Annotated in this window: 22 protein-coding genes and 1 pseudogene; 7 read left to right on the forward strand and 16 right to left on the reverse strand. The window is 53.2% G+C overall.

Annotation, left to right across the window (positions count from 1 at the left end):
• Positions 1–334 precede the first annotated feature (334 nt).
• Positions 335–1513 (forward strand): MFS transporter, encoded by a 1179-nt coding sequence (locus HU770_RS19135; protein WP_227697179.1) that lies wholly within the window; start codon positions 335–337, stop codon positions 1511–1513.
• A 34-nt stretch (positions 1514–1547) separates the two neighbouring features.
• Here HU770_RS19135 and HU770_RS19140 read toward each other — a convergent pair whose 3' ends face one another.
• From HU770_RS19140 to HU770_RS19160, 5 genes are all read right to left on the reverse strand, one after another.
• Entirely contained in the window at positions 1548–2222 is a 675-nt protein-coding gene (locus HU770_RS19140) for a TetR/AcrR family transcriptional regulator (protein WP_186664964.1), read from the reverse strand.
• Positions 2223–2347: 125 nt separating this feature from the next.
• Positions 2348–3817: an APC family permease gene (locus HU770_RS19145; protein ID WP_186664966.1), complete on the reverse strand. Its 1470-nt coding sequence runs from the start codon at positions 3815–3817 to the stop codon at positions 2348–2350.
• A 255-nt stretch (positions 3818–4072) separates the two neighbouring features.
• Positions 4073–5254, reverse strand: coding sequence for a cytochrome P450 (locus HU770_RS19150; RefSeq protein WP_186664968.1), 1182 nt, complete (start codon positions 5252–5254; stop codon positions 4073–4075).
• Positions 5255–5274: 20 nt separating this feature from the next.
• Positions 5275–5715 carry a flavodoxin domain-containing protein gene (locus HU770_RS19155; RefSeq protein WP_186664970.1) on the reverse strand — a complete coding sequence of 147 codons (441 nt, stop codon included), beginning with the start codon at positions 5713–5715 and terminating at the stop codon, positions 5275–5277.
• Positions 5716–5740: 25 nt separating this feature from the next.
• Positions 5741–7018 (reverse strand): FAD-dependent oxidoreductase, encoded by a 1278-nt coding sequence (locus HU770_RS19160; RefSeq protein WP_186664972.1) that lies wholly within the window; start codon positions 7016–7018, stop codon positions 5741–5743.
• A 368-nt stretch (positions 7019–7386) separates the two neighbouring features.
• On the opposite strand from HU770_RS19160, the gene HU770_RS19165 reads away from it, so the two are divergent.
• A complete protein-coding gene (locus HU770_RS19165) occupies positions 7387–7752 on the forward strand; it encodes a hypothetical protein (RefSeq protein ID WP_186664974.1) in 366 nt (121 codons plus the stop codon).
• Between the two features lie 44 nt (positions 7753–7796).
• Here HU770_RS19165 and HU770_RS19170 read toward each other — a convergent pair whose 3' ends face one another.
• The 5 genes from HU770_RS19170 to HU770_RS19190 form a co-directional block, all read right to left on the reverse strand.
• A complete protein-coding gene (locus HU770_RS19170) occupies positions 7797–8837 on the reverse strand; it encodes an ABC transporter substrate-binding protein (RefSeq protein WP_186664976.1) in 1041 nt (346 codons plus the stop codon).
• Positions 8838–9159: 322 nt separating this feature from the next.
• On the reverse strand, positions 9160–10653 hold the full coding sequence (locus HU770_RS19175; protein ID WP_186664978.1) for a PucR family transcriptional regulator: 1494 nt from the start codon (positions 10651–10653) through the stop codon (positions 9160–9162).
• Positions 10654–10789: 136 nt separating this feature from the next.
• A complete protein-coding gene (locus HU770_RS19180; RefSeq protein ID WP_186664980.1) occupies positions 10790–12154 on the reverse strand; it encodes an MFS transporter in 1365 nt (454 codons plus the stop codon).
• Positions 12155–12197: 43 nt separating this feature from the next.
• Positions 12198–12545 (reverse strand): cupin domain-containing protein, encoded by a 348-nt coding sequence (locus tag HU770_RS19185; RefSeq protein ID WP_186664982.1) that lies wholly within the window; start codon positions 12543–12545, stop codon positions 12198–12200.
• Between the two features lie 18 nt (positions 12546–12563).
• The gene (locus HU770_RS19190) at positions 12564–13970 is read right to left on the reverse strand and encodes an FAD-binding oxidoreductase (RefSeq protein WP_186664984.1); all 1407 of its coding nucleotides are present in this window, start codon (positions 13968–13970) and stop codon (positions 12564–12566) included.
• Between the two features lie 374 nt (positions 13971–14344).
• On the opposite strand from HU770_RS19190, the gene HU770_RS27295 reads away from it, so the two are divergent.
• The gene (locus HU770_RS27295; RefSeq protein WP_261871920.1) at positions 14345–14479 is read left to right on the forward strand and encodes a hypothetical protein; all 135 of its coding nucleotides are present in this window, start codon (positions 14345–14347) and stop codon (positions 14477–14479) included.
• A gap of 51 nt (positions 14480–14530) precedes the next feature.
• Here HU770_RS27295 and HU770_RS19200 read toward each other — a convergent pair.
• Positions 14531–15387, reverse strand: a protein-coding gene (locus HU770_RS19200) for an IS5 family transposase (RefSeq protein ID WP_152604589.1) whose coding sequence is annotated in 2 segments (ribosomal slippage) — positions 14531–15039 and positions 15039–15387 — 858 coding nt in all. Because the reading frame shifts where the segments join, the coding sequence is not laid out codon by codon here.
• A 92-nt stretch (positions 15388–15479) separates the two neighbouring features.
• Between HU770_RS19200 and HU770_RS19205 the strand changes: the two are divergent.
• Positions 15480–15659: pseudogene (locus tag HU770_RS19205) on the forward strand (LuxR C-terminal-related transcriptional regulator); the annotation flags it as partial.
• A 183-nt stretch (positions 15660–15842) separates the two neighbouring features.
• Here HU770_RS19205 and HU770_RS19210 read toward each other — a convergent pair.
• The 4 genes from HU770_RS19210 to HU770_RS19225 all read right to left on the reverse strand — a co-directional run bounded on the left by HU770_RS19210 (position 15843) and on the right by HU770_RS19225 (position 18812).
• A complete protein-coding gene (locus HU770_RS19210) occupies positions 15843–16385 on the reverse strand; it encodes an NAD(P)H-dependent oxidoreductase (protein ID WP_186664986.1) in 543 nt (180 codons plus the stop codon).
• A gap of 57 nt (positions 16386–16442) precedes the next feature.
• Entirely contained in the window at positions 16443–16973 is a 531-nt protein-coding gene (locus tag HU770_RS19215) for a cupin domain-containing protein (protein ID WP_186664988.1), read from the reverse strand.
• 70 nt (positions 16974–17043) lie between these two features.
• Complete coding sequence (locus tag HU770_RS19220) at positions 17044–18159, reverse strand: alcohol dehydrogenase catalytic domain-containing protein (RefSeq protein WP_186664989.1); 1116 nt, start codon at positions 18157–18159, stop codon at positions 17044–17046.
• 71 nt (positions 18160–18230) lie between these two features.
• Positions 18231–18812, reverse strand: a complete 582-nt coding sequence (locus HU770_RS19225; protein WP_186664990.1) for an amino acid synthesis family protein — start codon at positions 18810–18812, stop codon at positions 18231–18233.
• A 119-nt stretch (positions 18813–18931) separates the two neighbouring features.
• Between HU770_RS19225 and HU770_RS19230 the strand changes: the two genes are divergently transcribed.
• The 3 genes from HU770_RS19230 (at position 18932) to HU770_RS19240 (ending at position 22157) form a co-directional block, all read left to right on the forward strand.
• Positions 18932–19783: a fumarylacetoacetate hydrolase family protein gene (locus HU770_RS19230; RefSeq protein ID WP_186664991.1), complete on the forward strand. Its 852-nt coding sequence runs from the start codon at positions 18932–18934 to the stop codon at positions 19781–19783.
• Between the two features lie 42 nt (positions 19784–19825).
• The gene (locus HU770_RS19235) at positions 19826–20383 is read left to right on the forward strand and encodes a VOC family protein (RefSeq protein WP_186664992.1); all 558 of its coding nucleotides are present in this window, start codon (positions 19826–19828) and stop codon (positions 20381–20383) included.
• A gap of 214 nt (positions 20384–20597) precedes the next feature.
• Complete coding sequence (locus HU770_RS19240) at positions 20598–22157, forward strand: bifunctional 3-(3-hydroxy-phenyl)propionate/3-hydroxycinnamic acid hydroxylase (protein WP_186664993.1); 1560 nt, start codon at positions 20598–20600, stop codon at positions 22155–22157.
• A 98-nt stretch (positions 22158–22255) separates the two neighbouring features.
• On the opposite strand, the gene HU770_RS19245 is transcribed toward HU770_RS19240, so the two are convergent.
• Positions 22256–22942: a GntR family transcriptional regulator gene (locus HU770_RS19245; protein ID WP_186664995.1), complete on the reverse strand. Its 687-nt coding sequence runs from the start codon at positions 22940–22942 to the stop codon at positions 22256–22258.
• Positions 22943–22972 lie beyond the last annotated feature (30 nt).

Raw genomic sequence — 22972 nt, forward strand, 5'->3', positions numbered from 1 at the left:
TCAAAAAAGCCAAGGCTTCGAGCACTACTACAAATCAAGCCTTGGCATTCCGACGCAACACTCCACTTCACTGTGATAACAACGCATTATCACCTCTGAAAAATAATGCCGCTCAGACATATATCGAATCTATCTTCTGCACATCCCCGAGGGTGTGATAACGTACCATCGCGAGCCCACGTTACAGGCACAAAACACACAAAGCCTAAAACACGCTTAACTCCTTTAGCAAGCTTTGGGTACTGGACGCGACTAGCGTTTAACACTTTACCAAACTCGTTGAAATTCAATATCAGCGGTACCGCTTTGGTCGTTACCTTATGAGGTGTGTGCTTTGTCAATATTTAAAAGCCAGAAGGCCCTTGTAGAGATTGCGCTAATTCTTGGTGTTTTCTCATTGTGCACCGGTGAATTCGCCGTCATGGGATTGCTTTCCAATTTGTCCACAGCTTTCGACAAGCCTGAAACCACTGTGGCTCACCTAATCAGCGCCTACGCTCTCGGCGTAGTTGTCGGTGCACCTATTATGGTGCTTGTCGGTGTTTACCTCAAAAAGCGAAATCTGATCTTGTTTTTGCTGGGGATCTATACCGTCTCCAATGCGCTAAGCCTTCTGGCGCCTAATTACGAAACCCTGCTGCTTTCGCGTTTGATTGCCGGCTTCCCTCACGCCGCATATTTCGGAGTTGCCGCAACCATTGCTGCTTCAATGGCACCGTTTAACAAACGGGGTAAAGCCGTGAGTCGAATCCTGTTGGGCATCACCGCCGCCATTTTGATCGGAGCACCGGGTGCCACATACCTGGGGCAAGCAATGGGATGGCGTTGGGTGTTCGGAGGCATAACCGTCCTCAGTGTTCTGAGTGTGGTGTTGCTCTACCGCTATGCTCCAGATGTCGAGAATGAAGCCCGGATGGACTTTCGAGCTGAAATTGCATCCTTCAAAAACACTCAGATTTGGTTAGCTCTCGCCATCGGTGCTATCGGATTCTCCGGAATGTTTGGTGTCTACAGCTACCTCGCTCCCACCGTCCTTCATGTCACCCATCTGAGCGAAAACTGGATCGCACCGATGCTAGCGGTGTTCGGCGTCGGCACCATGATTGGCAACCTGGCTGGCGGCTGGCTCTATGACAAGTACAAATTCTTGGCCGTAAATCAGGTCATGATCTTCAGCGTCGTTGTTCTACTCGCTTTCCCGTTGCTCTCCGAGTCAGTGACCGGAATCACCGCCGGTGCGCTTATGCTGGGCTGCATGGTTGCCCTGACACCCGCCCTGCAGATGAGGCTCATGGACGTGAGCAGGCATGGCCAGTCCCTGGTTGCAGCGTCCAACCATGCCGCACTGAACTTTGCCAATGCGCTGGGGCCGTGGATCTGTGGTTTGGCAATCAATGCCGGTTGGGGTTGGACTTCAACCGGGTACGTCGGTGCGGCTATGGCATTAGTTGGATGCCTGATCTACTTGCTCGCCCGAGCATTAGAGAAGCGATCGGAGATCACCGCTGATTGATCAGCACTACTCGTGAGCCTGGGTACTCATCTGACTATTCCGGCTCACCTTGACTCTCAAAAACCTTAATTTCCATGAGTTTATTGGAAATATCTATTACATAAGAAGCCGCATCACTGAGCCCCTGCTCGCTGCCATCCCAACGCCACCAAGATCCAATAGTGTCAACGAGCTTCCGCAATGCCCTAGCATTTCTTTCACCTTCCGAAACGCCCATGTCTTGCGAGATAGCAAAATACATGTGGTCACAGAAGTCTTCCCAATCATCCACTTCCGAGCGAAGAGTTCCTGGCAAGACCTTGACGATCCGATCAGTCGCTATCAGCGCATCCCACATATCATTCTCGGGTCGCTGTAATTGCTGAGAAACATGAAATGCGATGAGCTTACGCCAATATTCATCCGGAGAGATGCATCCTTCGAGAGCTTTGTATAACGCATGAGCAAAATTGTTGTAGTGCCAGCGTAAAGCAGCAGACAGGATTTGCTCGCGCCCCTCCGGAAAGTGGAAGTAGATGGTCGGAGGTTTCACGCCAGCCGCACGTGCCAAACTTCGCATAGAAACATTGGAAATCCCTTCGCGCGTAGCAACCCGAAGAAAGGACTCGAGGATGACCTGTTTGCTTTTCGTTAATTCATTCCAGTCGAACGTATTAAGGTATCCCTTTAAACGCTCAAGCATAACCAATGTATTTTCACTGCTGCGCATAATCCCCTACCAACCTTGTCACCCCTCATCAACACGCTTGACCTTACCACATAACCAGGGTTCAGCTGCTACAAAAGACCTTCTCACGCCTGAGTGATGCTAGTCACCCAGGCGCAAAGGTAAGCTCACCCGTGATGGGCTCGACCAAGCCTCGCAAACGTTTCAGGCTTGGTTTTGCGATAAAAACCAGCCAGTATCATACCCACTACTTGAACAACCAGTATTGCGTAGAGCATCCATACCCGTTCACCTGGCTCCCCCCCGACCAATAACTCAAAGTGTTTAGCGACCAAAACCATCAAGCTAACAAAAAATATTGTTGAAACAGTGGGCGCCAAAAACGACTTGAGGAAGCTAGCTTTGTTGGCCCTTCCTTTTGCGAAATACCAAACCAATGCAGAGACATTGACCATGGTGAGCAGGCAAATAACACCCGCTGTTCCCACGCCAGAAAGTTGACCATAAAGCAGGTCAGGCTTCACCTTAAGCGTGATGAAGGGCATAAGCACTAGGAGCACTAGCACAGAAACCGACACAGAAGCCTTATAAGGCGATCCATGCTTTTCATGGACAGATGCTAAAAATGCGGGAAGCGCACCGTCTGTACCTAAGTTATACAGATACCGTGACAGAACATTGTGGATCGAAAGAATGCAGGCGAACGATGAGGTCAGGATCAGGACAGAAATCATCAAGTGAACAGGGCCCTCGGAGAAACTCGAGAGGGCGCCTGAAAACATGGACGCCGGTGAATTTGAAGCCACTGCCTGAACACTGCCCCCATACGCCATAACCATGGCAAAAGCACACAAAGTATAAATACAGCCGATGAATATTACTGCACCGTAGGTAGCCCTTGGAATCGTAGTGTCTGGGAATTTCACTTCATCGCGAAACAACGCGGTCGCTTCAAAACCCATGAAGAACGACACCACAAACAGCATGGCGAATGGCAAGTTGACACCGGGCTTACTCAACTCGCCAGGTGTAAATGCATCAACGGAAGCAATCCCTGACTCCCCGCCTCCCTGCAGTACTCCAAATGCAAAAAGCAAGCACACGATCACTTCAGCAACCATCACCCAAGTCAGAACTTTGGCAGATAGCTCCACATTCAAATATCCCAGCATCCCAACAGCGAGCCAGCAAAACAGCGCATACCAATACCAGGAAAAGGCGTGCCCAGTGATTTCCCGGTGGAAATCCGCTGCCGAAACACCGAAATACGAAGCCACACCAGTCAAAATCAGGAAATAGGCAACTGCAGCCATCAAACCGGAGCCTAGACCTGCCTCCTTACCCAAGCCATAGCTAATGAAGGAGTAAAAATCGCCAGGACGCTTTACGGTTGTATTAAGCGTCACATAGCCGACGCTAAAAATAAGTATCATCACAGTGACGATTAGAAATACGAGCGGGCTGGCCACTCCTCCAAACATTAAAGCAACAGGTATATACCCTGAAACGGTTGTGAGTGGAGCGGAGAAAGCCAGCACCGTCAGCGCCAAACTAAAAGCACCCATTTTACCCGTTAGCCTGGCACGCCCCGCTTCAGAAGCTCCAAATGCTCCCCCTGCCTCTGCAGTCATCGTCATAAACCGATCCTCGATAAATAGTTAATTCAACGTCAGCTCGGCAGATAAGGAGATGCTTCATCATTATATTTATTCAACGCAGGTTCGCGTAGACTTCCAGGATCAAGATATCAACCACCATTAACACATACCGTTTAATAGCGCTTGACATTGATACAACCTCAAACTCATTATCCATTGACACACCACCCTCTGCGAGCCAAAAAGCCCAGACCTACCAGACTATTCCCACTCGCCCACATGCTAGTCATCAAGCTAGTTCTTGAATATCAGAGGGAGCGTAATATAGTTACGAATTCGATCATCATTCAATGTCACAGGCTCTTCTGCAAGCTCGACACGAGAGTACTTGCTAGCAATGACATTAAGTGTTGCTTCAATTTCCGCCCTGCTGATTACTTGACCTGCGCAAGCGTGCACACCAACCCCAAAGGAAACGTGCTGACTGGCCTCTTGGGGCCTAGTATGATCGAACATATTAGGTCGTTTGAAAACAGTTTCATCTCTGTTAACCGCCGCGGTCATAAATCGGATACATGAGCCGGCAGGAATGGTAATACCGCGGATTTCAATATCTTCGGTGGGATAGCGAGTAAAGGATTGCTCAGGGGGATTAAGTCGTATGAATTCGTTGATCATGGCAGCCCTGGCATCAGGCTGCGCGCGATACAAATCGTAGAGATCAGGATCCCTAGCAAAATGTTCTAAAATCGCAGCTGTTACGTATGCTGGATTGGGAGCTCCAGAGAAATAGAGCAGCACCAGTGTCTGGATGACCTCCCGAGAAGTCATTTCCCCAGCCTGCTCAAGCTTGAGCATCGCGTCCAGCAATCCCTCCCCGGGGTTTGTTCTTTTTTCCTCAATCATTGCCTGACATTTAGCAAAAAGCCACTCAAAGCCTTCTTTTGCGCGATCCTTATCTGCTTGAGTTGCCGCAGGTGTTTGCATCCCAACGATTTTCAACGAGTTCAGTGTCGCAAGATCAATATCATCCTCAGCGACCCCAAGCACTCGACACATCGTCACGTGTGTCGGCACCACGCAAATATGGTGGTGCGCCTCGATATACCCATCTTCATCGATCAGATCTAGCGCGGCCTCGGCAACATCGACAGTGTGCTGCACCCACTCCTTAACCAACTTTGGCGTGAACCACTTATTCGTATGACGGCGAAGACTGGTGTGCTGCGGCGGATCATAAAACAGAATCGTATCTAGGAACACATGCCAATTATGGGGCTTGACCCAATCCGGCTCAACCATGCTCATAGCGGGATGCTTCACATACTTAATGTAATCTTCGTAGCGAGAGATTACAAAAGTACGCTCACTCTCTTGATAAACTGGGTAGTCCCGCTGCAAACGTGCATACCAAGGGTAAGGGTTTCTTCGAAAATCCGGATGCGCCCAAGGCAGTACTTCATGTGTAATATTCATCAATTAACTCCAGGCTCGAATCACGGGTAGACTGCGTCGATCCAGTCCGATGCCACTACCGTGAGCGACTTGCCGCTCGCAGCGTCGTGACAACCAACCTCGCCAATCATGGTTGCGCCTAACTCGACCAACTTATCGGAAATAGTTCTAATTGCATTATTGAAATTGGTATAGGTGCTATCGCCCAAGCCAAATGCGTAAAATCCAAGCCGACTGAGATCTGGTCGTTCATTGTTTAGCACATCGAAAAAAGGAATCGTCGTTTCAGGTAAGTCACCTTCACCATACGTCGACGTCACAACAATAACGGTTGAGCACGTAAGTAACGTTGATGCGGTAATATCTTCCATTGACTTGACCGAAACCTCGACCCCCCTTGCACTGAGATTTGCAACGATATCATCCGCTGCCATTTCAGCGTTACCACTCTCAGTACCAAAAGCCACTAAGATATCGCTCATACATTCACCTTATTTACGAATTTAATCAAACAATATCAGCACTCGCCGTAGTAGCATCCTGCCCGCGCGCCACTCTAATCATTGCCACCAAGTCCCGGAGTTTATTTCTACACCGGTCTTTAACAGCGCTACTCTGCTCATACCGGTCAATACGGCGCCAGCCATCATAATCGACAACATTAGTTGATAGCTCATGCAGCACTGATGCACGCCCAACCTTCCCAGGCCTATTTAATCCATCTTCAAAATCCTGGCATATTTTATCTGCAACGGACTTTGCATCCTTCCTGTTCTCTGCAACAGTTCCTTTCGGGCCACGCCTCAACCACCCAACTCGATATACTGCATCACCATCGCAGTCGTTGCCAGGAATCAAATTATTCTCAGACACGCCATTAGTGAAGCCGATAGCAGTTACGACGGTATCAAATCCATCAACTTTTAAAGCACCAGCGCCCTTGCTCAGGCTTGAAATAACAGTACGCCCACCAACAAAATCCAGCTCATTGATAGTCACATCAAAAACAAGCTCGATCTCGATTTTTTCACCCTCTCGGGCCTTCATATTTTCTTTTTGCATACGAAGGATATCCGGGACGCGCCCCTGCTCCTCAGGAGCATCTTCAAAACTGACACGTATGCCTGGAAGCTTCAGTAATTCCTCAAGCATTGAACCATCGCACTTCACCATGGATGCGGGAGAGCGACTGAATAGCTTTATCTTCTTCAACCCTGAAGACTTTAATTGCGCAAGGACGTCATCTACTACATCAGAACCAAGAAACTCATCACTTGATTTACAAATCATCCGTACAAAATCGACTGCGACATTGCCGCTTCCAATGACCGCAATATCACTACCCAGTGATCGGATCTGACCGCCAACATCTTTTGGTAGGCGATGTAAAGGGTATCCATTCAATGCCTTCAGAATCTGCCCCGCTCCAATGACATGAGCTCCGGGATGAGTGGGCACATCTAAAACGGCGTCATGATTCAGGCCTGTGGCCAGCACCAAAACATCGAACGACTCAGCAAGCTTTTGAAAGGTTATGTCCCTGCCTACGCTCACATTTCCAAAGAATTTGACGTTACCCTTTTCGAACATTTTTTCGAACTGCTGGATAACCCCTTTACTCCCTTGGTGGTCTGCCGCGATTCCATAGCGCACGAGTCCATAGGGCACAGGCAACGCCTCAAAAATTGAAATCTCAGCTTCCGGCCATTTCTTTTCAAGGAACTGCGCCACGAAACAACCAGATGGGCCTGCTCCAACAATGGCTATGGTCGGCAAGGTAGGCATTGAGATCTCCCAAGGCAAAGTGTGATGAGGCAAGAAAAATCGAAACCGCTCTAACGTTCGTTCGGTTATTGCTTGTTAGCAAAGTACATGCCAGCTCCGGCAAGACCGTTGTAGGGCGGTTCACAGGGGCTCTACGCGTAGGAAAGGACGTAAACGGTGCGTCTTGGGTCGGAAGTGAGCACTAGTAGTGCACTGCTACGGGCCCACACACCGTTGTGGAAAAGTGGCGGCCAATGGGGAGTGAAGCCACCTCAAGGCTACCCCGTTCCCACCATCTCCCCCAGAGAACCAACCGTGGAGATGTTAAAAACAAGCAAGCACTGGTAGATGCACTCAAGCGCGGAAAACTGGCGGACGCAGGTGCTGACGTGCTCGCCCCCGACAATATCGACATGATCATGTCGTTTGAGCATGCCACGCCAGACATCGCAAACACGCTCGACCTAATCGTCACTGACTTTGTCGCCGGCCAGACCGATGAGTCGATGCTGGGCGTCGGCTATTCGCCACACCGCTGGCAAACCTACGTTCTTCGTCACCTTCTTGCTGCTGACCATCGCGAGGGTGACCACCTCGCCATCCTTCGCAGCAAACAGACCGCGAGTGACCCCGTTACGCTGGCTAAGTCGGGGAGCAGCACCTCAGCCTTGCTGCGACGGAAGCCCTCTCTAAAAACCCGCTCCACGCCCTCTTTCGCCTCCTTTTCGAGCAAGCTGCCCTATCACTCCCTTTGATGTAGGAAGGGCGACTGAAAACAGCCGCCCTATGGTCTACTTGATTACTGCCTTGCGGCCCAAGAGTTGAAGCGCTGCTCCAGCTGATCCCCATGATCTGCCCAGAAAGAAGCGCTGATGGCCACTTGGTGCTCGAGGTTCGCTTCATCCGTCGGCATAGTGCTTCGACGATTTGCGTCTACCATCGAAACAGCTGCACGGTTCACTGGGCCATAGGCGATTTGCTGGGCATAGGCCTTCTGGGCCTCGGGTTGAAGAACCGACTGGATAAAGCGCAAACCCTCTTCGCGGTTCTTGGCACCCTTAGGAATTGTAAACGCGTCCATGTCGTAAATTCCGCCATTCCACACCATGCGAAGATTGCTTTCATTCTGCACCGCTGCGATGCGGCCATTGTAGGCAGAGCTCATCACTACATCACCAGAGGCGAGATATTGAGGTGGTTGGGCGCCCGCCTCCCACCACTGAATGTACGGTTTCAGTTTATCCAGCTTAGCGAACGCTCGATCTTGCCCCGCCTTACTCTCCAGAACCATGTACACGTCCTTGGGCTCTACGCCATCGGCCATCAAAGCGAATTCCAAGGTGTACTTCGCCCCCTTCCGTAGGCCACGCTTCCCTGGGATCTTTTCAACGTCCCAGAAGTCGGCCCACCCTTGCGGTGCAGTTTTAAGCTTCTCCGCGTTGTAGGCCAGCACAGTCGACCAAACAAAGAAACCAACACCGCATGGCTGTACCGCCCCATCGAGTAGTTCAGGTGTCAGCTTGGAAATAACAGGATCTTCGCCAATTTCCTCCAGCATTCCCTCATCGCAAGCCCGGATCAGCTCAGGCATCTCCATTTCCACAACGTCCCACGCGACGTTCTTGGTATCGACCTGTACCTTAACCTTCGCCATTTCACCATTGAACTCGTCGGCGATGATTTTCGTGCCAGTCATTGCGCTATAGGGCTCGTAGAAAGCTTTGACTTGAGCAGCCTTATTGGCGCCGCCATGTGAAACCACAGTCAAATCAGCGTGCGCCTGTACTGCAATAGCGGAGCTGAAGACGAGAGTGAGACCGGTACTGAGGAGTTTTGACATTATTATTGCCTCGGCTGGACGATATTTTAGACGATGGGGAACCCCAGGCCTCCGGTAGCGGGATCCGTGGGCACCTATAAAAGGTTTTAGAGTTTTGTCTAATTCACCACAATCATTCATTCGAATGAAACGGGCGCAGCGCTTCATACAGAAACACAAGAGCCGTTTTTGAATACGAACGATGAAAGAACTCGCTATCGAGGGCGCCGGATGTGTAGATGATCGATACGGAAACTCCGTGATACTGTGCCGCCGGGTGAACATCACCGGGCCCGCGTTGATGGCCATCCCATGCCCACCGCTGTGTTTATCGCCACATCACCTAGCTGAGTGATCCGGCGTCATGCCCACCCGCTGCAATTTCCATAGAACGTAAAGCGATCCACAGAGCCACAACACCCTCTGTGTCATCTAATGAACGACCGGTGATTTCCTCAATACGACGGATGCGGTAGACCAAGGTCTGCTTATGCACGTTTAGAGCTTGCGCCGACTTCTGCCATGAGCGGTTGTGCTCAAGGAAAATCGTAAGTGTGTGAATCAGGTGACTGCCGTTCTGAGCATCGTAATCTGCAAGCGTACCGATCACCCGACGATACATCCTGTTTGCCTGCTCGAGATCGCTCGGCAACCAGAACGCTTCATCCAGTGCGTTGGCGTAGTCGACAATCATCCGAGCTTCTGTCGAATGGGCCAAGGCCAGACGAGCCTCTCTAAGCGCCTCTGGTACTCTGAGGCCAGAGCCAAGCACAGCGCTTATCCCTAACGAACAGCCTAAAACAGCTTGGAGCGATTTATAAGCTGCCTGGTCAGTCATCAAAATAACAAGCTCGTCCCCCGCCTGTCTCGCTAGCATCTTTACGTTTTGACGACCGAGTTCCAGCTGCCAGGTGCCCGGATCTGCATGAACAAGCCGGGCAAGCACAAGGTGTGTCGCTTCTGGAGGGCAGCCTAACTGCTCCAGCCGCTCCGATGCAGCACGCTGGGCAAGCCTCATGTTTAGAAGATCATCTACCAGTTCGGAGCCGAGCCGCAGCATACGCTCGTGCTCACTTTGAACACGCTCAAGCTCAATGGCTAACACCGAGCCGATATGGTGCAAAATGCCGTAGTCCAAGAGCTGGCCACCTGTGGCTAGAATCGCGCACTCAGGTAACGCAGGGAGTGCCATTACTAAGGCCTCATTCTCCCCGTCATGGCAGCGCGTTAGATCATAGGTGAATCGTGCCCGCGAACCGATCACTTCTCGCCATCGTTCAGGTAGGGGCGCGAGCCCCTCCTGCCAAGGGCACAGACTGCGCGTGTCAAAAAGGTAGAGCTCTGCGCAGACATCTGCAGAAAGCCTGAGCAACAATCCGTTTAGGCCGAGGTGCCGCAAGCCAATCCTGGCGCTCTCGTAGAGCCGCACTACGGCACGTCGTCGCTGATCTTCTGCCTGCTGCCTAGCATCGACAATGGCCCTCGTTACTGCGGAGAAAGGCACCGAGTAATGAGTGATCAAGATTGGAAAACCTAGCAGCAACGCCTGCTCACTTAACCCAGTGAGATCGTCTGGAGCCTGCATGTTCTCCCCAATCATCATACCGGCTACTTGCGCCTCGAAAAGACGGGTGACATACGCCCGCTGCTGATCGGCCTCGCGGGGAATTCCCATGCCCGTGGTCATCAGCAGGTCACCGTCCCCTAACCACTCACTGGGATCGGCTAATTCGCATACGTGCGCCCAGCGCAACACTCGCTGGGTACCCTGCGCACCGGTCAATAACCGGGTACGCAGAGATACGTTGTCGATAATGTCCTGGATGCTAAAAGACATGGTATTTGACTGCCACAATGGAGATGCTCAACCGTCCCGCGGCGTTGGTGACACATCGTCACCAACGCCGCCAGATTCCGCTTCCACCCTAGCAGCGACGCCTACAAGCCGTCGAGCCAGAACGGTGGCATGTAGATCAATTAGTGGCCAAGCCCAGCGAAGCAGACTGCTGTAAAGACTTACCTTTGGTTTCCGGAGCCCACGCCAGGCAGACAAAGAACGCCAAGAGCGTAATACCTGCACCGATCAAAAGCGTCGCTTGTAGACCGATGGATTCGATACCAATTGGCATCAGGTAGGTACCCGTTGCAGCACCGATACGGCTGATACCAACGGCCACGCCAACAGCAGTCGCACGCACGGACGTCGGGAACAACTCGTTCGGATAGATCCATTCCAGAATACTCGGCCCGCCAGAAACAAAGGCGTAGAAGGCAAAAGCACCGATGATGAACCAGGCAGGGGCATCGGCCCACAGCCCGAGCGCGAACAGCGGTAAAGCCATGAGCGCGAACGGTACCAATACCATCGGACGTCGCCCCCAAGTTTCCACCAGCCTCAATGCAGGTATCACGCCAATGGCAAACAGGATTGCAATCAGCAGTTCGCCCAGTGTCGATGCGTTGACGCCTTCAATGCCGGCAGTGATCAAAATCATCCCACCGAAGGTGTAGAGCACGTACTGAGGTGTGATCTGGGCAAAATAGAGCACGCCACACATAATCGTGCGTTTGAGGTAGCCACCAGACGATATCAACTTGAGGTCAGACATGATGGAGCGTGGACGCCCCCCATCATGGAGCTGGTTGATATCCGCTTGGGTGATCTTTACCGACTTGCCGTAGACCTTGAGGATGACCTCCTCTGCTTCCTTGATACGGCCTTTGCTGGCCAGCCAGCGTGGCGACTCAGGGATGCCACGACGCATGATCACGACAATAAGACCAACCACAGCACCGCTGAACAGCATCCAACGCCACAGGGAGTGGTCACCGCTGAATTTCACTACCAGATAACCAACGACAAAGGCAGTCATGGCTCCAACCGACCAAGCCAGCCCAGACAGGCCGATCATGAAGCCGCGTCGCTTGGATGGTGTGAACTCGGTGAGAAGGGAGGTGGCAATCGGATAGTCCGCGCCGACCGCGAGGCCGATGACGAAGCGCAGCAAGATCAATTGCCAGGCATCGGTCACAAAGGCACTCAGACCGCATGCGACGATGAGTACGGTCAGATCCAGTGCATACATCGTTTCGCGCCCGATCCGGTCAGTGACCGCACCGAACACTGTCGCGCCGAAGAAAATGCCCAGCAACGAAGCGGCACCGATAAGGCCAGTCTCAACTGGTGATGCCGGAATGTCGTGGGCAAAACCGATGAGAGCAATACCGATCAAACTGAGGATATAGCCGTCCAAGAATGGGCCACCGCAGCACGCAAGCAGTAACTTGCGGTGAAACTTGGACACAGGCGAGTTTTCGATGATATCGAAGACGCTCATAATACAACCTTTATTATTGAAGTTGTGAAAGGCGAAAAGTTAGTCAACCGACAATGAAGTAGTGCTTAGTTAGCGTTTCCTCAATGATCCAAATACCCGTGGTATTGGGAGCGAAGTAGGCAGCATCGCCCGCTTGAAAGTGAATGATGTCACCTACATCTGGATTGAAAGAACCCTTACCGCTGATGAAATAGCTGTACTCAGCCTGGAGAACTTGGCGACGCCAGCTACCTGGCGTGCATTCCCATACACCTAACGAGAAGCGCGGATCTTCTACTACTTCATCTAGGGCTAGACAAGTCTGAGAAACCGCATCCCCCAGAGGCTGTGCGACTGGCGCCAATGCTGAGAACTCAGTATCCGCAGCAAGGCGTTTAATGATTGGGGTCATGTTATGGCTCCTCTTATGTCAGGCTTTGTCTTCAAGTCCGGCGGGGGCAAGCCCGGCCAGCATTCGGTCAATTGCAGATGGTCGAACGCCACTCATTTCGGCCCGCTCCTTGCGAATGACGGCATTTCGAACGAGAGTGCCCCCCACGTAGCGGAATGGCTCAGGTGGGAAGGTTTTGCAGTCACGGCCAACCAATGGGCAGGTGCTCCATTCATCCCGGCTGCAAAGGGCAAGGCTGGCTAGAATTCGGCCACCGAGGCGGCTTGGGCCCACGCCGTTTCCGCTCCAGCCTATGCCGTAGTGAATGTTCGTGCTTCCCGACAACGTGCCGAAAACTGGTAGGCTGTCATAGGTACGATCAATCGGGCCAGACCAGGCATTGGTAAGCCGTGTCGAGGCCAGCTCAGGGTACGTACGACGGAAGTCAGCCTCGGTCAGCTCGATGCTCTCCGCGTGCTCACTGAAGGTGCTGTTGATTTGTGAGTTGTAGGCCAGAGCACCGGTACCTTTCCCAAACGCAATACGACCGTCCCGGGTAGTCCGGTAGTAGTCCACCATCAACTGCGAATCGGTGATTGACTCCTGCCCAGTCCAGCCCATTCTTTTAAGCTTTTCAGGGATCGGTTCAGTTACAACAATGGAACTGTTCACAGGGACGATAAGCTTGGACAGCTCCGGAATCGAAGCAGCCCAGGCATTGCTGGCAAGCACTACTGAAGTGGCGTTCACATGCCCCTTGTCTGAGGTCAGGCGCACCGATGCTCCCGGCTCAATGCTGGTTATCGGCGTTTGCTCGAAAATCCGAATACCTGCCTTCTTTGCCACCTCTCGCATGCCTCGAATCAGAGCGCCCGGCTGCACCGTCGCATTGCTACGCTCATACACCCCCGCAAGATGAACACCCGAACCGGTAGCTTTTGCCACCTCCTCCCCCGAGACACGGGTGAAGGGTTCGACGCCGAGACGTGCACACATGTCCAGCGTACTATTCCAGCTATCAATGTGGGCCGGAGTTGTCGCCGTCCAGAGCCAGCCCTTACGGACGTAGTGCGCATCGATCTGATGCTGGTCGCAGAACTCGCCCAGTTCACCGATAGCACGCTCAGCGGCGTGCGCCAGGAACAATGCTTGCTCATGGGTACAGAAGCTCAACAGGGAGCCGATCTTCGGCCACCAGGACATGACGAAACCACCGTTGCGTCCCGAGGCCCCACCTCCGCAAATATCCTGCTCCAACACAACGATGTTGATGTGGGGATCACGCTCCTTGAGCGTGAGCGCAGTCCACAGGCCAACAAAACCACCACCGACGATTGCAACGTCAGCGTTGTACTCACCCTCCAGGGACGGTGTGGGCTGAAGGTTTTCCTCCAGACTCTGCAGCCAGTAGCTACGCGTCAAAGGTTGAGAAGGGGACAGGCGCATGGGGTTGGTTCCACTGTTTTGTTTTCCACAGTTTCCCGCGCCTTGAGCTTCGCAACTATTGGGCAATCTTAGGAATATGACCTGAACCGTTCATATGATCGAATGAGACCAGATCGGGGCATACGTGACGTATGGTGGATGTGGGTGACCGAAGCGTTTGTGGCTAGCTTCTCAAGAGCTGCGGCGAGCAACTCCGGCCCGACGGATATAGAATCCCCGGCAACAGCGCTTTTCTGCTGAATGCTAAAGCTCGGGATTCGAGAGCAAATGCCTCGCTGCGCACCCGATGAAATTCTGATGTAGTCTCACTACGCCGAGTACCACAAGGGTTTTGCATCGAGTACAAAATTGATGAGTCCTCCCCGCTGAAGACTATGGCCAAACCGGTGCAGTACACCGATGTCTACCGGTCACTGTCCGTGAAAAACCTGCCTGCCGGCGCCACGGAAAGCTTTTTGGATGCCTGCCTGTTCACCAAGGCCAAGCAATGGCGCTACGAGAAGGAATGACGCTCGATCATGGATTTTGGCGGGAAACTTTATCAAGCTTCAGCGCTCCACCTAGGCTCTGTCTGAAAAAAGCCGTCGCATACACCGCATGACACAAGCCAGCGAGACCATCGCGGCGTAACTTTTTGCGAGCTTGTCGAAGCGCGTGACGATCCGGCGGTTCTCTTTCAGCCAGCCAAACATGCGTTCGATGATGTTGCGCTGTCGGTATTTGGGCCGGTCGAACAGTCTGGGTAAGCCAGGCTTGGGCTTGCGCTTCATCGAGCGCAGCGGGATGACGGGTTGCATTCGATATTGATCGCAGTAGCGGCGTAGCGCTTCGGCGTCGTAGCCCTTGTCGGCAAGTAGCCATTTACAGCGCTTGCGCGGGCGGCCACGTTGGCTCGATGGAATGCTGACCTCGTCCAGCAGTGGTTGTGCGTAGCTGATGTCACTGGCTTGACCGCCAGAGAGGAGAAAGCGCAACGGTATCCCGTTGGCGTCGCAGAGCATGTGGATTTTGGTTGTCAGGCCGCCACGACTTCGGCCTAGAGCGTGATCGGCAGGCTCGTCAGGCCCCCTTTTTTCCGCGCTCCAGATGAAGCACGGGTTGCTCTAACAGCGGTCGAATCGATCATCCAGGTGTGGGGATCGATCAAGCCTTTGTCATTGAGTCTGAGGTGCAATCGTCTGAGCATCTGATCGAACGTTCCGCGGTTTCGCCAGACTCGGAAGCGGTGATAGACAGTCGCCCAAGACCCGAAACGCTCGGGCATATCTCGCCAGGCTGCTCCTGAGCAGAGCACCCAGAGAACACCATCGAGCATCAAGCGATCACTGCTGCGGGGCCTGCCCCTGACGTGGACTGCCGTAAAGAGGTCGGCGACCACCGCCCACGCTTCATCCGAGAGCTCATAACGCTTTGCCATCACAGAATTCCTTTCCGTAGATGGTCGGCGACTGTACCGAACCTGGGCTGTTCCGGGGCCACATTTCAGTTTCTTGGGATTTCAGACAGAGCCTAACACCTCGAGAGCGTGAGATTTCGGTAGATATCGTGAACGGGCTAACGTGCAAGGAGATTGGCCGCAAGCTGAACATCTCTCATCGCACCGTAGAGGTTCACCGTGCGCGCCTGATGAAAAAGCTGAAGGCCAAAAACAGCGCGGAACTTGTCTCCAAAATCATCGTGCTGGATTAATGCTGTCGACGCATTATCCAGCCTGAGCCAAGGCGTGAATCACCCCTAGCTTACTAGACACTCTCCAAGTTCAGAAGATAGCGCTTCTCAAAATCTACTGGGGACAGTTGCATAGCACAGCCTTTACTTGAGTCACCATAAAAACTGGCAGATCCTAATGAACGCATGCAGTTCATCCTAAGGTCAGATCATTTCTCTAAGTGCCTCGAGCCCCAACTTAATGTAATTCCGTACAGACTCGTCCATAAGACGTCCATTAGATAGCTTGCCGTGCACAGAGCCGATCACTATCTGAGGATACCGAGCCAGCTCGGCAGAAACAGCCCATAGTGTCTCGTTCAACTGTTGCTGAGCTCTCACCCCGCCAGTAAATGCGGGAGAAGCAGTGAACGTGAGTATCGGCTTTGCTTTGAGCACTGATTTTCCATGAGGCCTAGATAGCCAATCGAGCGCATTTTTCAACACTCCTGACATGCCGTGATTGTATTCCGGGCACCCAATGACAATGCCGTTCGCAGCCAAGACAGCCTGCCTTAACTCAAGCACAGCGTATGGAGCGGATGGCCCATCCAGATCCTCGTTATAAGACGGTAGGTTGTGAAGCCTGTAAAGTGTTAAGCTTGAATCCGAGGGCAATAGTTCCTCAGCGATAGTGTTCAGGATCTGCTCATGCGCGGAATGTTTTCTAAGGCTCCCGCAAAGCCCAATTAACTGGCAACGCTTCATGCCCTCTCCCTGATTTCGACTTGCCTTTTAAGCGACTTGGGATACACACCACATCATTCACGATATTGGGTTTAATCCCAGCATGAAGAACAGTGCTTTGGCTGGCCTTGATGAGCGATTTCGCCATGCGTGACGTGTACTTTGTTGGATGATTACGTCACCCACCTGCAGGAGCCTCTGCTCACCGTTATCTAATTCAAGCCACAACTCTCCCTCTAGCAAAACGCCGTAATCAAGTGTCGGCGTGCAGTGCATAGCTGGATCTTCTTTCTCGAACGACTCTATAAGTCCTGGAAGAAACTCAAGCATTTCAGCAAGCGCCCGCTCGGGCTGTATAGGTGCCGCCATCACCGTGTCTGGTGGCAAACTGACCATCAAGAGCGACGTGCCACCCGGCCCAGGTATCAGCGAAGTGTTTGCCGCAGTGAGATCCGAATCAGACCCACCGTCCTTTGTCGTAGCCCATAATTGAGCTATGCCGTAGCCTGGCATGTCCTGAAAGTTTTTAGAGCGCGGTGCCACATCATCAATCATAAACACTGCGTGGCCATGCGCATCGTGCCCAGTTACAACTCTTCGTATTTGCATTCAAACTCTCCAACATCCAGTGCAGAAAAGTCTGGATGGTGCTATGCCACACACCATCCAGCAGGATGGTTCAAGGACAGATGACGTAGTTACCAAACCCACCGTTGCGGTTTTCGATTCCGCTGATGGCATCATTCACCTGGTCAAGTGCGAACACGCTGTGCTCGAAGAAGGACAAGTCAAGTGCACCAGACTCCACCATATCCGCCATGGCCTGGCCCTGCCCCGTGGTAAACCAGGCAGACCCGCTGACCTGAATGTCGTTGTCCATGATCCAGTGCAAGTCCAACGGAACAGGGCCTGCTACCGCACCGATGTTGACTAGGTGACCACCGCGATGAAGACCGTTGAGTGCGTCGATAAGGCTCTCTGCAGGAGCACCAGGGCCAAGGGCATCAATCACCACATCCAGTCCTTCCCCGTGAGTCACCTCATTAACCCACTGCGCAGTGCTGCCTTCACCCAACGTATGAATCTGGATACGCCCTGGGGCAGCGAGGTCTTTCACGCGCTGGAATAGAGACTCGTTCCGCGCCGTACCCAAAATACGCCGAACCCCCATGGCTAGCGCCAACGCTACTGCGCCGAGGCCAAGTGTGCCGCTGATTCCATTGATCAGAATGGTACTGCTCGGCCCCACATTGGCTTTGAGCAAGGCCCGATAGGCTGTCCCCAGATATCCAAGTCGAGCCGCAGTTTCGAATGCCATGTTGTCGGGAATTTTGACCAGGCTGTATTGCGGTGCGGGCATGAACTCACACAACCCGCCATAGGGATAGTCCTCGAACATCCTGGGACTACGCGCAGTGAAACCAAAGTAACCGTTGAAGGTGTACGCGGTGCACCCCGTGGAGTTGCCCGAGCGGCATGCACGGCACGATCCACAGTAGCGAGCTGGGTTCACATAGACACGATCACCAGGTTTGAAGTCGTAGACCTGCTCACCCACCGTTTCAACGATACCTGTCGGATCCAGACCAAAAATCGCCGGCAACTGTGGCAGGGGCAGATGGGGAAACCACGTTTTCCAGTTGGTCAGGATGTTATGCAGGTTTGGCACGATGCCGCAGGCCTTGACTCGCACCAGTACCTCAGTCGGACGGATGGTGGGAACCGGAACCTGCTCGATCTGCATCGGTTTGCCGCCCTCATACATACGTGCGGCGCGCATCATTCTTGTCGTCATCTTGTACTCCAGCTCTTGTTATTGTTTTTGCAGCTAGCCCGCACCGGTATGCGGACGAAGAATACTTGCGATCAGCGAAGTCCGTCTTCGCCTCTTACATCAGCAGCCGCCAATCCGCCCAGACGGGCATGAATGCGCCCTCCCGTGGACATTGCCAAGCTGAACGCGATTTCATTGCGACGCGGGCCATCCCAGAGGGTGACCTCAGCAACACCGAAATGGCTACGCACATAAGCAGCATGAATGTGACCTAGAGGCATCATGAGCCTGCAACCCGGGCCCCCAATGGTTTTTGCAGCAGGAACGATGGCCTTGGGCTCACCCAGCAATGCACGCATGGCCCAGCCCCCTGCCTCATGCCAGACCGCGCCGTGCTCAAGCTCACCATCCTCTCCCACGATGGCGGCTTTGCCATACGCTTGAACCTTGTCTGCGCCGCCCAGTGCATCGACCAGGCGTTGCGAGAGTTCGGTACCCAACCCACGCAGTTCCGCCATGAAAGGCAACAGATCCTCCTCATAGCGCCCAGCGTAAGGGTTTTCGATGACCGCAGTGGCCACTGCGACTCTCAAAGGGTCAACCGCCACAGGGCCTCGCTCATGAAGGACATCTTCGATATCCAGCTTGATCTTGCGGACTTTCACCAATGCCATTGCTCGCTCTCCTACTGGACGCCGGAAATAATTTTTGTTGGCGTGTTTGCATTATGCACCTTGCGCTTTATTGTGCAAGAAATTATGTTTTATGCACAAAACAACAGAGAGGTCACACCATGAAGCTCGTTTCCTTCCACCTGAACAACCGGCCCGGGTACGGCGCTGTCGTTGGCGATCGAGTCGTAGACCTGAGCAGTTTCTTAGCCGATGTCCCGGATTTGGCGAGCCTAATTGCTTCCCCTGGCAAGCTTGCGCAGGCCAAAAAGCTGGCCGCAGCTTCAGAAGGTGAGCTTGTGCTTGCAGATCTGACACTGAGTCCAGTCATCCCTGCTCCAGGCAAGATCATCTGCGTGGGCATCAACTACGTGGCTCATGCAGAAGAAGCAGGACGTAAGGTCGGTCAGCACCCAGTGATCTTCCAGCGCTTCGCCGAGACCCTGCAGGCACATGACGCACCTCTTGTGCGTCCAAAGGTGTCGGAGGAGTTCGACTTCGAAGCAGAACTGGCGGTGGTCATTGGCAAGGGTGGATCTCACATCGCACCGGAAAACGCGATGGAGCATGTCGCGGGATACACCTGCTTCAACGACGCAAGCGTGCGTGATTGGCAGTTCCACACCCACCAATACGGCATGGGCAAGACTTTCCGCTTCACCGGCGCACTCGGGCCATGGCTGGTAACCGCAGATGAAATTGCCGATTACCGGGACTTGCAGATTCGCGGCATTCTCAACGGGGAGCAGATGCAAGAAGGCAACCTGTCCGAGCTGGCTTTTGACATTCCACATCTCATTTCCTACGTCTCCCAGGCCCTGGACTGGAACCCTGGCGACATTTTGGCTACAGGGACACCGAGCGGTATTGGCTTCAAGCGAAACCCGCCGATTTTCCTCAAGCCGGGGGATATCTTTGAAGTGACGATCAGCCAGATCGGTACCCTGCGGAATCCAGTGATTGACGAAGCCTGAGCCACCCATCCTCGAACAAGCACAACATTAGGAAAAACGCCCATGGCCACCCTGCCCCGCATCAACTTCACCCACACTGGTACGTTCTGCAGCGACCTGGACAAAATGGTTGAGTTCTATTGCAGCAAACTGGGATTCGTCGTCAGTGACAAAGGTGTGGCCTCCACTGGCCACCGTTTGTTTTTCATGACCCAGAATCCAGAGGTGCATCACCAGTTGGTGCTCTTCGATGGCAAGCCAACCAACCTGCCGTTCAACCCGATCAACCAGCTGTCCTTCCTTCTGGATACGCTGGATGACCTCAAGGCGTTCTACGTTTTTGCCAAAGAGAATGATCTGGGCCCGATCGACCAGGTCGACCATGGCAACGCCTGGTCGATGTATTTCAAAGATCCGGAAGGTAATCCCATCGAGATGTATGTGGACGCTCCGTTCTACACGAATCAGCCCTGCCGCGAGCCGCTGGATCTGCAGCAAAGTACCGAGCAAATTCTTGCCACGACTGAGGCCATGTGCAGAAGGCGTCCGGGTTTCCAGACCCGTGAGGAATGGATGGAGTCAACCCGCCAACGTATCGCTCAGCAACGCGTGAGTTGGTAAGCCACCATCGTGCGACCCGAAACGGTCGCACGCCCTTTTTGGCTAGATGCACATTCAAAAACATCACGTTGATGGACTCTGATGCGGGATCCAGTCAGCAGCTGGAAAACCTGGCCCTTCTGTACTGGCAGACAGGGTGGTATTTCATCCGTAAGGAAATACGCAGGTCTGAAGCCACAGCTTGGTCACACAACAAGAAAGATGGAGAACATCTATGGAATATGACCTGATTATCGTCGGATTAGGCCCGGTAGGCGTCACTGCTGCCAACCTTGCTGGTCAATGGGGGCTACGGACACTGGTTCTCGACAAAAGTGACGCCGTGTATCAAAACCCTCGCGCCATGGGGTTGGATCACGAAGCCATGCGCACCTTCGACAACATTGGTCTTGCCGAGTCGATAGCTGCGCATGTAATGCCTTACCGCGCCTCTCATTACCTGAACGCCGACACAAAACTGATCAAGCACATCAACGCCTCCCAGCCTCCGTTCTTACTAGGGTGGGCGCCCAACTACGTGTTTTCACAACCGCCGCTGGAACACGCGCTGCGTAGAAATCTCCACTCACAGAGCCACGTCGATGTTCTTCTTGGCCGAGAAGTGTTCAACGTCGATTCTGCAGAGGCAGGTGTCACTGTTAGCTACCGTGACTCTGCAGGGGCAGTAAGTCGTGCAACCGCCAGTTACCTCCTGGCCTGCGATGGGGGCACCAGTCCTATTCGCACGAATCTCCAACTGAACATGGAGGATCTGGCATTCGACGAACCTTGGCTGGTTGTGGACGTAATCCTGAATGAAGGCGCAGGTAACTCCCTTCCCGAAACTAACGTTCAATACTGCGAGACTGAACGCCCCAGCACCTTCGTGGTAGGCCCAGGACGGCATCGGCGCTGGGAGTTCATGATCAACGAAGATGAGTCACCTGCCGAGATCATAAGCCCGGAGTCCATCCAGCGCCTGATTTCACGCTGGCTACCTGCTGAGGATTATCAGATCTGGCGAGCCTCCACCTACCGGTTCCATGCACTAATCCTTGAGCGGTGGAGAGTTGGCAACATCTTTTTCCTCGGCGACGCTGCCCACATGACTCCCCCCTTCCTTGCTCAGGGCATGTGCCAAGGTTTACGCGATGCCATGAACCTGATCTGGAAATTGGCATTCGTAAAGCGTGGAATCGCATCGACCAAACTGCTGGACACGTACCAGAGTGAACGCGCTCCACACGTAAAACGTACAACCGAAGTCGCCAAGGAGTTCGGACAGACAATCTGCGAGCGCGACCCGGCCAGAGCCGCTGAACGAGATGCCCGATTACTTGCTGCGGTTCAAGATTCCCCAGGGGGCACTATCCGCCAGTCTCTGATTCCAGGGCTTGAAAGTGGCTTCATTGGCTCACATAAGCCCGCTGGGGGGCTTTTCCCTCAACCAAGAGTTACAACCTTCGATCAACAGGAAGACCTGCTGGATCGCTTTACCGGACAAAGTATACGGTTGGTGATTGCTGAAGGATTCAAGGCAACAGAGGCACTGCTTGCGGCGTTTGATGATGCGGTACGCGGGGTACAACTACCCACGAGCATCGTGCAGTTGAGCACTGCCCCGACGGCACACTATCAATATCGAGAGCATGATGGCGTGCTTGCGGCCTGGCTGCAGCGAAACGGATGCGACGTTGTTTTAGTACGTCCCGATCACTACGTATACGGTGGTGCTTCAACGCTCGAGGAAGCCGTACACCTCATCCAGGACTGCTTCGGCAAACTGCGTAGTTGAGGGGATCAGGTGGTCGGCGCGCTGACCACCTCGCAGGCTTGAAAAGGTAGGACTAAATATGGGGCTCCCCACCATTACGAGGTAGGGAGCCCTTGGTACTACTGGAGCGTCGAATGCTGCTGACGCAGCACGTCAGTCACATGCTTGAGTGTTCCGCCAATGTGATTACCGAGTAGCTCAACAGAAGCGTTGATATCGCGAGACAGAACAGCATCAATCAGTTGCTGATGCTCATCGCCCTTGTGGCGCTCCACACTACGATGCAAGGCTGAGAAACGACGGTAACGTTCGGCCTGGTCGAACAACGAGTCGATCAACCGCAGCATCATGTCCGAAGGACAAGCCGAAAAAAGAGCAAAGTGAAATGCCTTGTGACGCTCAGACCAATCATCATCAAGGGCCACTGAAACGCTTCCAAGACGCTTTTCGACGACCTTCAGCCGATGGAAAGCTCCGAGAACATCAGCTTCCCAAGCATCATCACCATGGCGAATAGCCTCGGCAAGCGCCTCACACTCCAGCAAACGACGCAGCTGGGTAATTTGCTGAAAATCGTCAACAGACAAACGCGCAACGCGAAATCCTTTGTTCTCGCTTGCCTCGACGATGCCTTCCTGAGCCAGACGATTCAGCGCCTCTCGAATCGGGGAACTGCTCAGTCCATAGCTCACGGACAGCTCTGCTACCTTGAGCTTTTCACCAGGAGCCAACTCACAGCAGATGATCGACTTTTTCATCTGCTGCAGGGCGACCTCAATAAGGGATCCGCCTTGTTGATTTTGCATTTCACGGTTTCCATGGATGTTGCATGCTTT

The sequence above is a fragment of the Pseudomonas sp. SWRI68 genome (assembly GCF_014269165.1).
Classification (GTDB): domain Bacteria; phylum Pseudomonadota; class Gammaproteobacteria; order Pseudomonadales; family Pseudomonadaceae; genus Aquipseudomonas; species Aquipseudomonas capeferrum.

Excerpts from the sequence above, each read along its gene's own strand:
- HU770_RS19140 (WP_186664964.1), bottom strand. The coding sequence starts at position 2,222 with ATGCGCAGCAGTGAAAATACATTGGTTATGCTTGAGCGTTTAAAGGGA.
- HU770_RS19145 (WP_186664966.1), bottom strand. The coding sequence starts at position 3,817 with ATGACGATGACTGCAGAGGCAGGGGGAGCATTTGGAGCTTCTGAAGCG.
- HU770_RS19150 (WP_186664968.1), bottom strand. The coding sequence starts at position 5,254 with ATGAATATTACACATGAAGTACTGCCTTGGGCGCATCCGGATTTTCGA.
- HU770_RS19155 (WP_186664970.1), bottom strand. The coding sequence starts at position 5,715 with ATGAGCGATATCTTAGTGGCTTTTGGTACTGAGAGTGGTAACGCTGAA.
- HU770_RS19160 (WP_186664972.1), bottom strand. The coding sequence starts at position 7,018 with ATGCCTACCTTGCCGACCATAGCCATTGTTGGAGCAGGCCCATCTGGT.
- HU770_RS19170 (WP_186664976.1), bottom strand. The coding sequence starts at position 8,837 with ATGTCAAAACTCCTCAGTACCGGTCTCACTCTCGTCTTCAGCTCCGCT.
- HU770_RS19175 (WP_186664978.1), bottom strand. The coding sequence starts at position 10,653 with ATGTCTTTTAGCATCCAGGACATTATCGACAACGTATCTCTGCGTACC.
- HU770_RS19180 (WP_186664980.1), bottom strand. The coding sequence starts at position 12,154 with ATGAGCGTCTTCGATATCATCGAAAACTCGCCTGTGTCCAAGTTTCAC.
- HU770_RS19185 (WP_186664982.1), bottom strand. The coding sequence starts at position 12,545 with ATGACCCCAATCATTAAACGCCTTGCTGCGGATACTGAGTTCTCAGCA.
- HU770_RS19190 (WP_186664984.1), bottom strand. The coding sequence starts at position 13,970 with ATGCGCCTGTCCCCTTCTCAACCTTTGACGCGTAGCTACTGGCTGCAG.
- HU770_RS27295 (WP_261871920.1), top strand. The coding sequence starts at position 14,345 with ATGGCCAAACCGGTGCAGTACACCGATGTCTACCGGTCACTGTCCGTG.
- HU770_RS19210 (WP_186664986.1), bottom strand. The coding sequence starts at position 16,385 with ATGAAGCGTTGCCAGTTAATTGGGCTTTGCGGGAGCCTTAGAAAACAT.
- HU770_RS19215 (WP_186664988.1), bottom strand. The coding sequence starts at position 16,973 with ATGCAAATACGAAGAGTTGTAACTGGGCACGATGCGCATGGCCACGCA.
- HU770_RS19220 (WP_186664989.1), bottom strand. The coding sequence starts at position 18,159 with ATGACGACAAGAATGATGCGCGCCGCACGTATGTATGAGGGCGGCAAA.
- HU770_RS19225 (WP_186664990.1), bottom strand. The coding sequence starts at position 18,812 with ATGGCATTGGTGAAAGTCCGCAAGATCAAGCTGGATATCGAAGATGTC.
- HU770_RS19230 (WP_186664991.1), top strand. The coding sequence starts at position 18,932 with ATGAAGCTCGTTTCCTTCCACCTGAACAACCGGCCCGGGTACGGCGCT.
- HU770_RS19235 (WP_186664992.1), top strand. The coding sequence starts at position 19,826 with ATGGCCACCCTGCCCCGCATCAACTTCACCCACACTGGTACGTTCTGC.
- HU770_RS19240 (WP_186664993.1), top strand. The coding sequence starts at position 20,598 with ATGGAATATGACCTGATTATCGTCGGATTAGGCCCGGTAGGCGTCACT.
- HU770_RS19245 (WP_186664995.1), bottom strand. The coding sequence starts at position 22,942 with ATGCAAAATCAACAAGGCGGATCCCTTATTGAGGTCGCCCTGCAGCAG.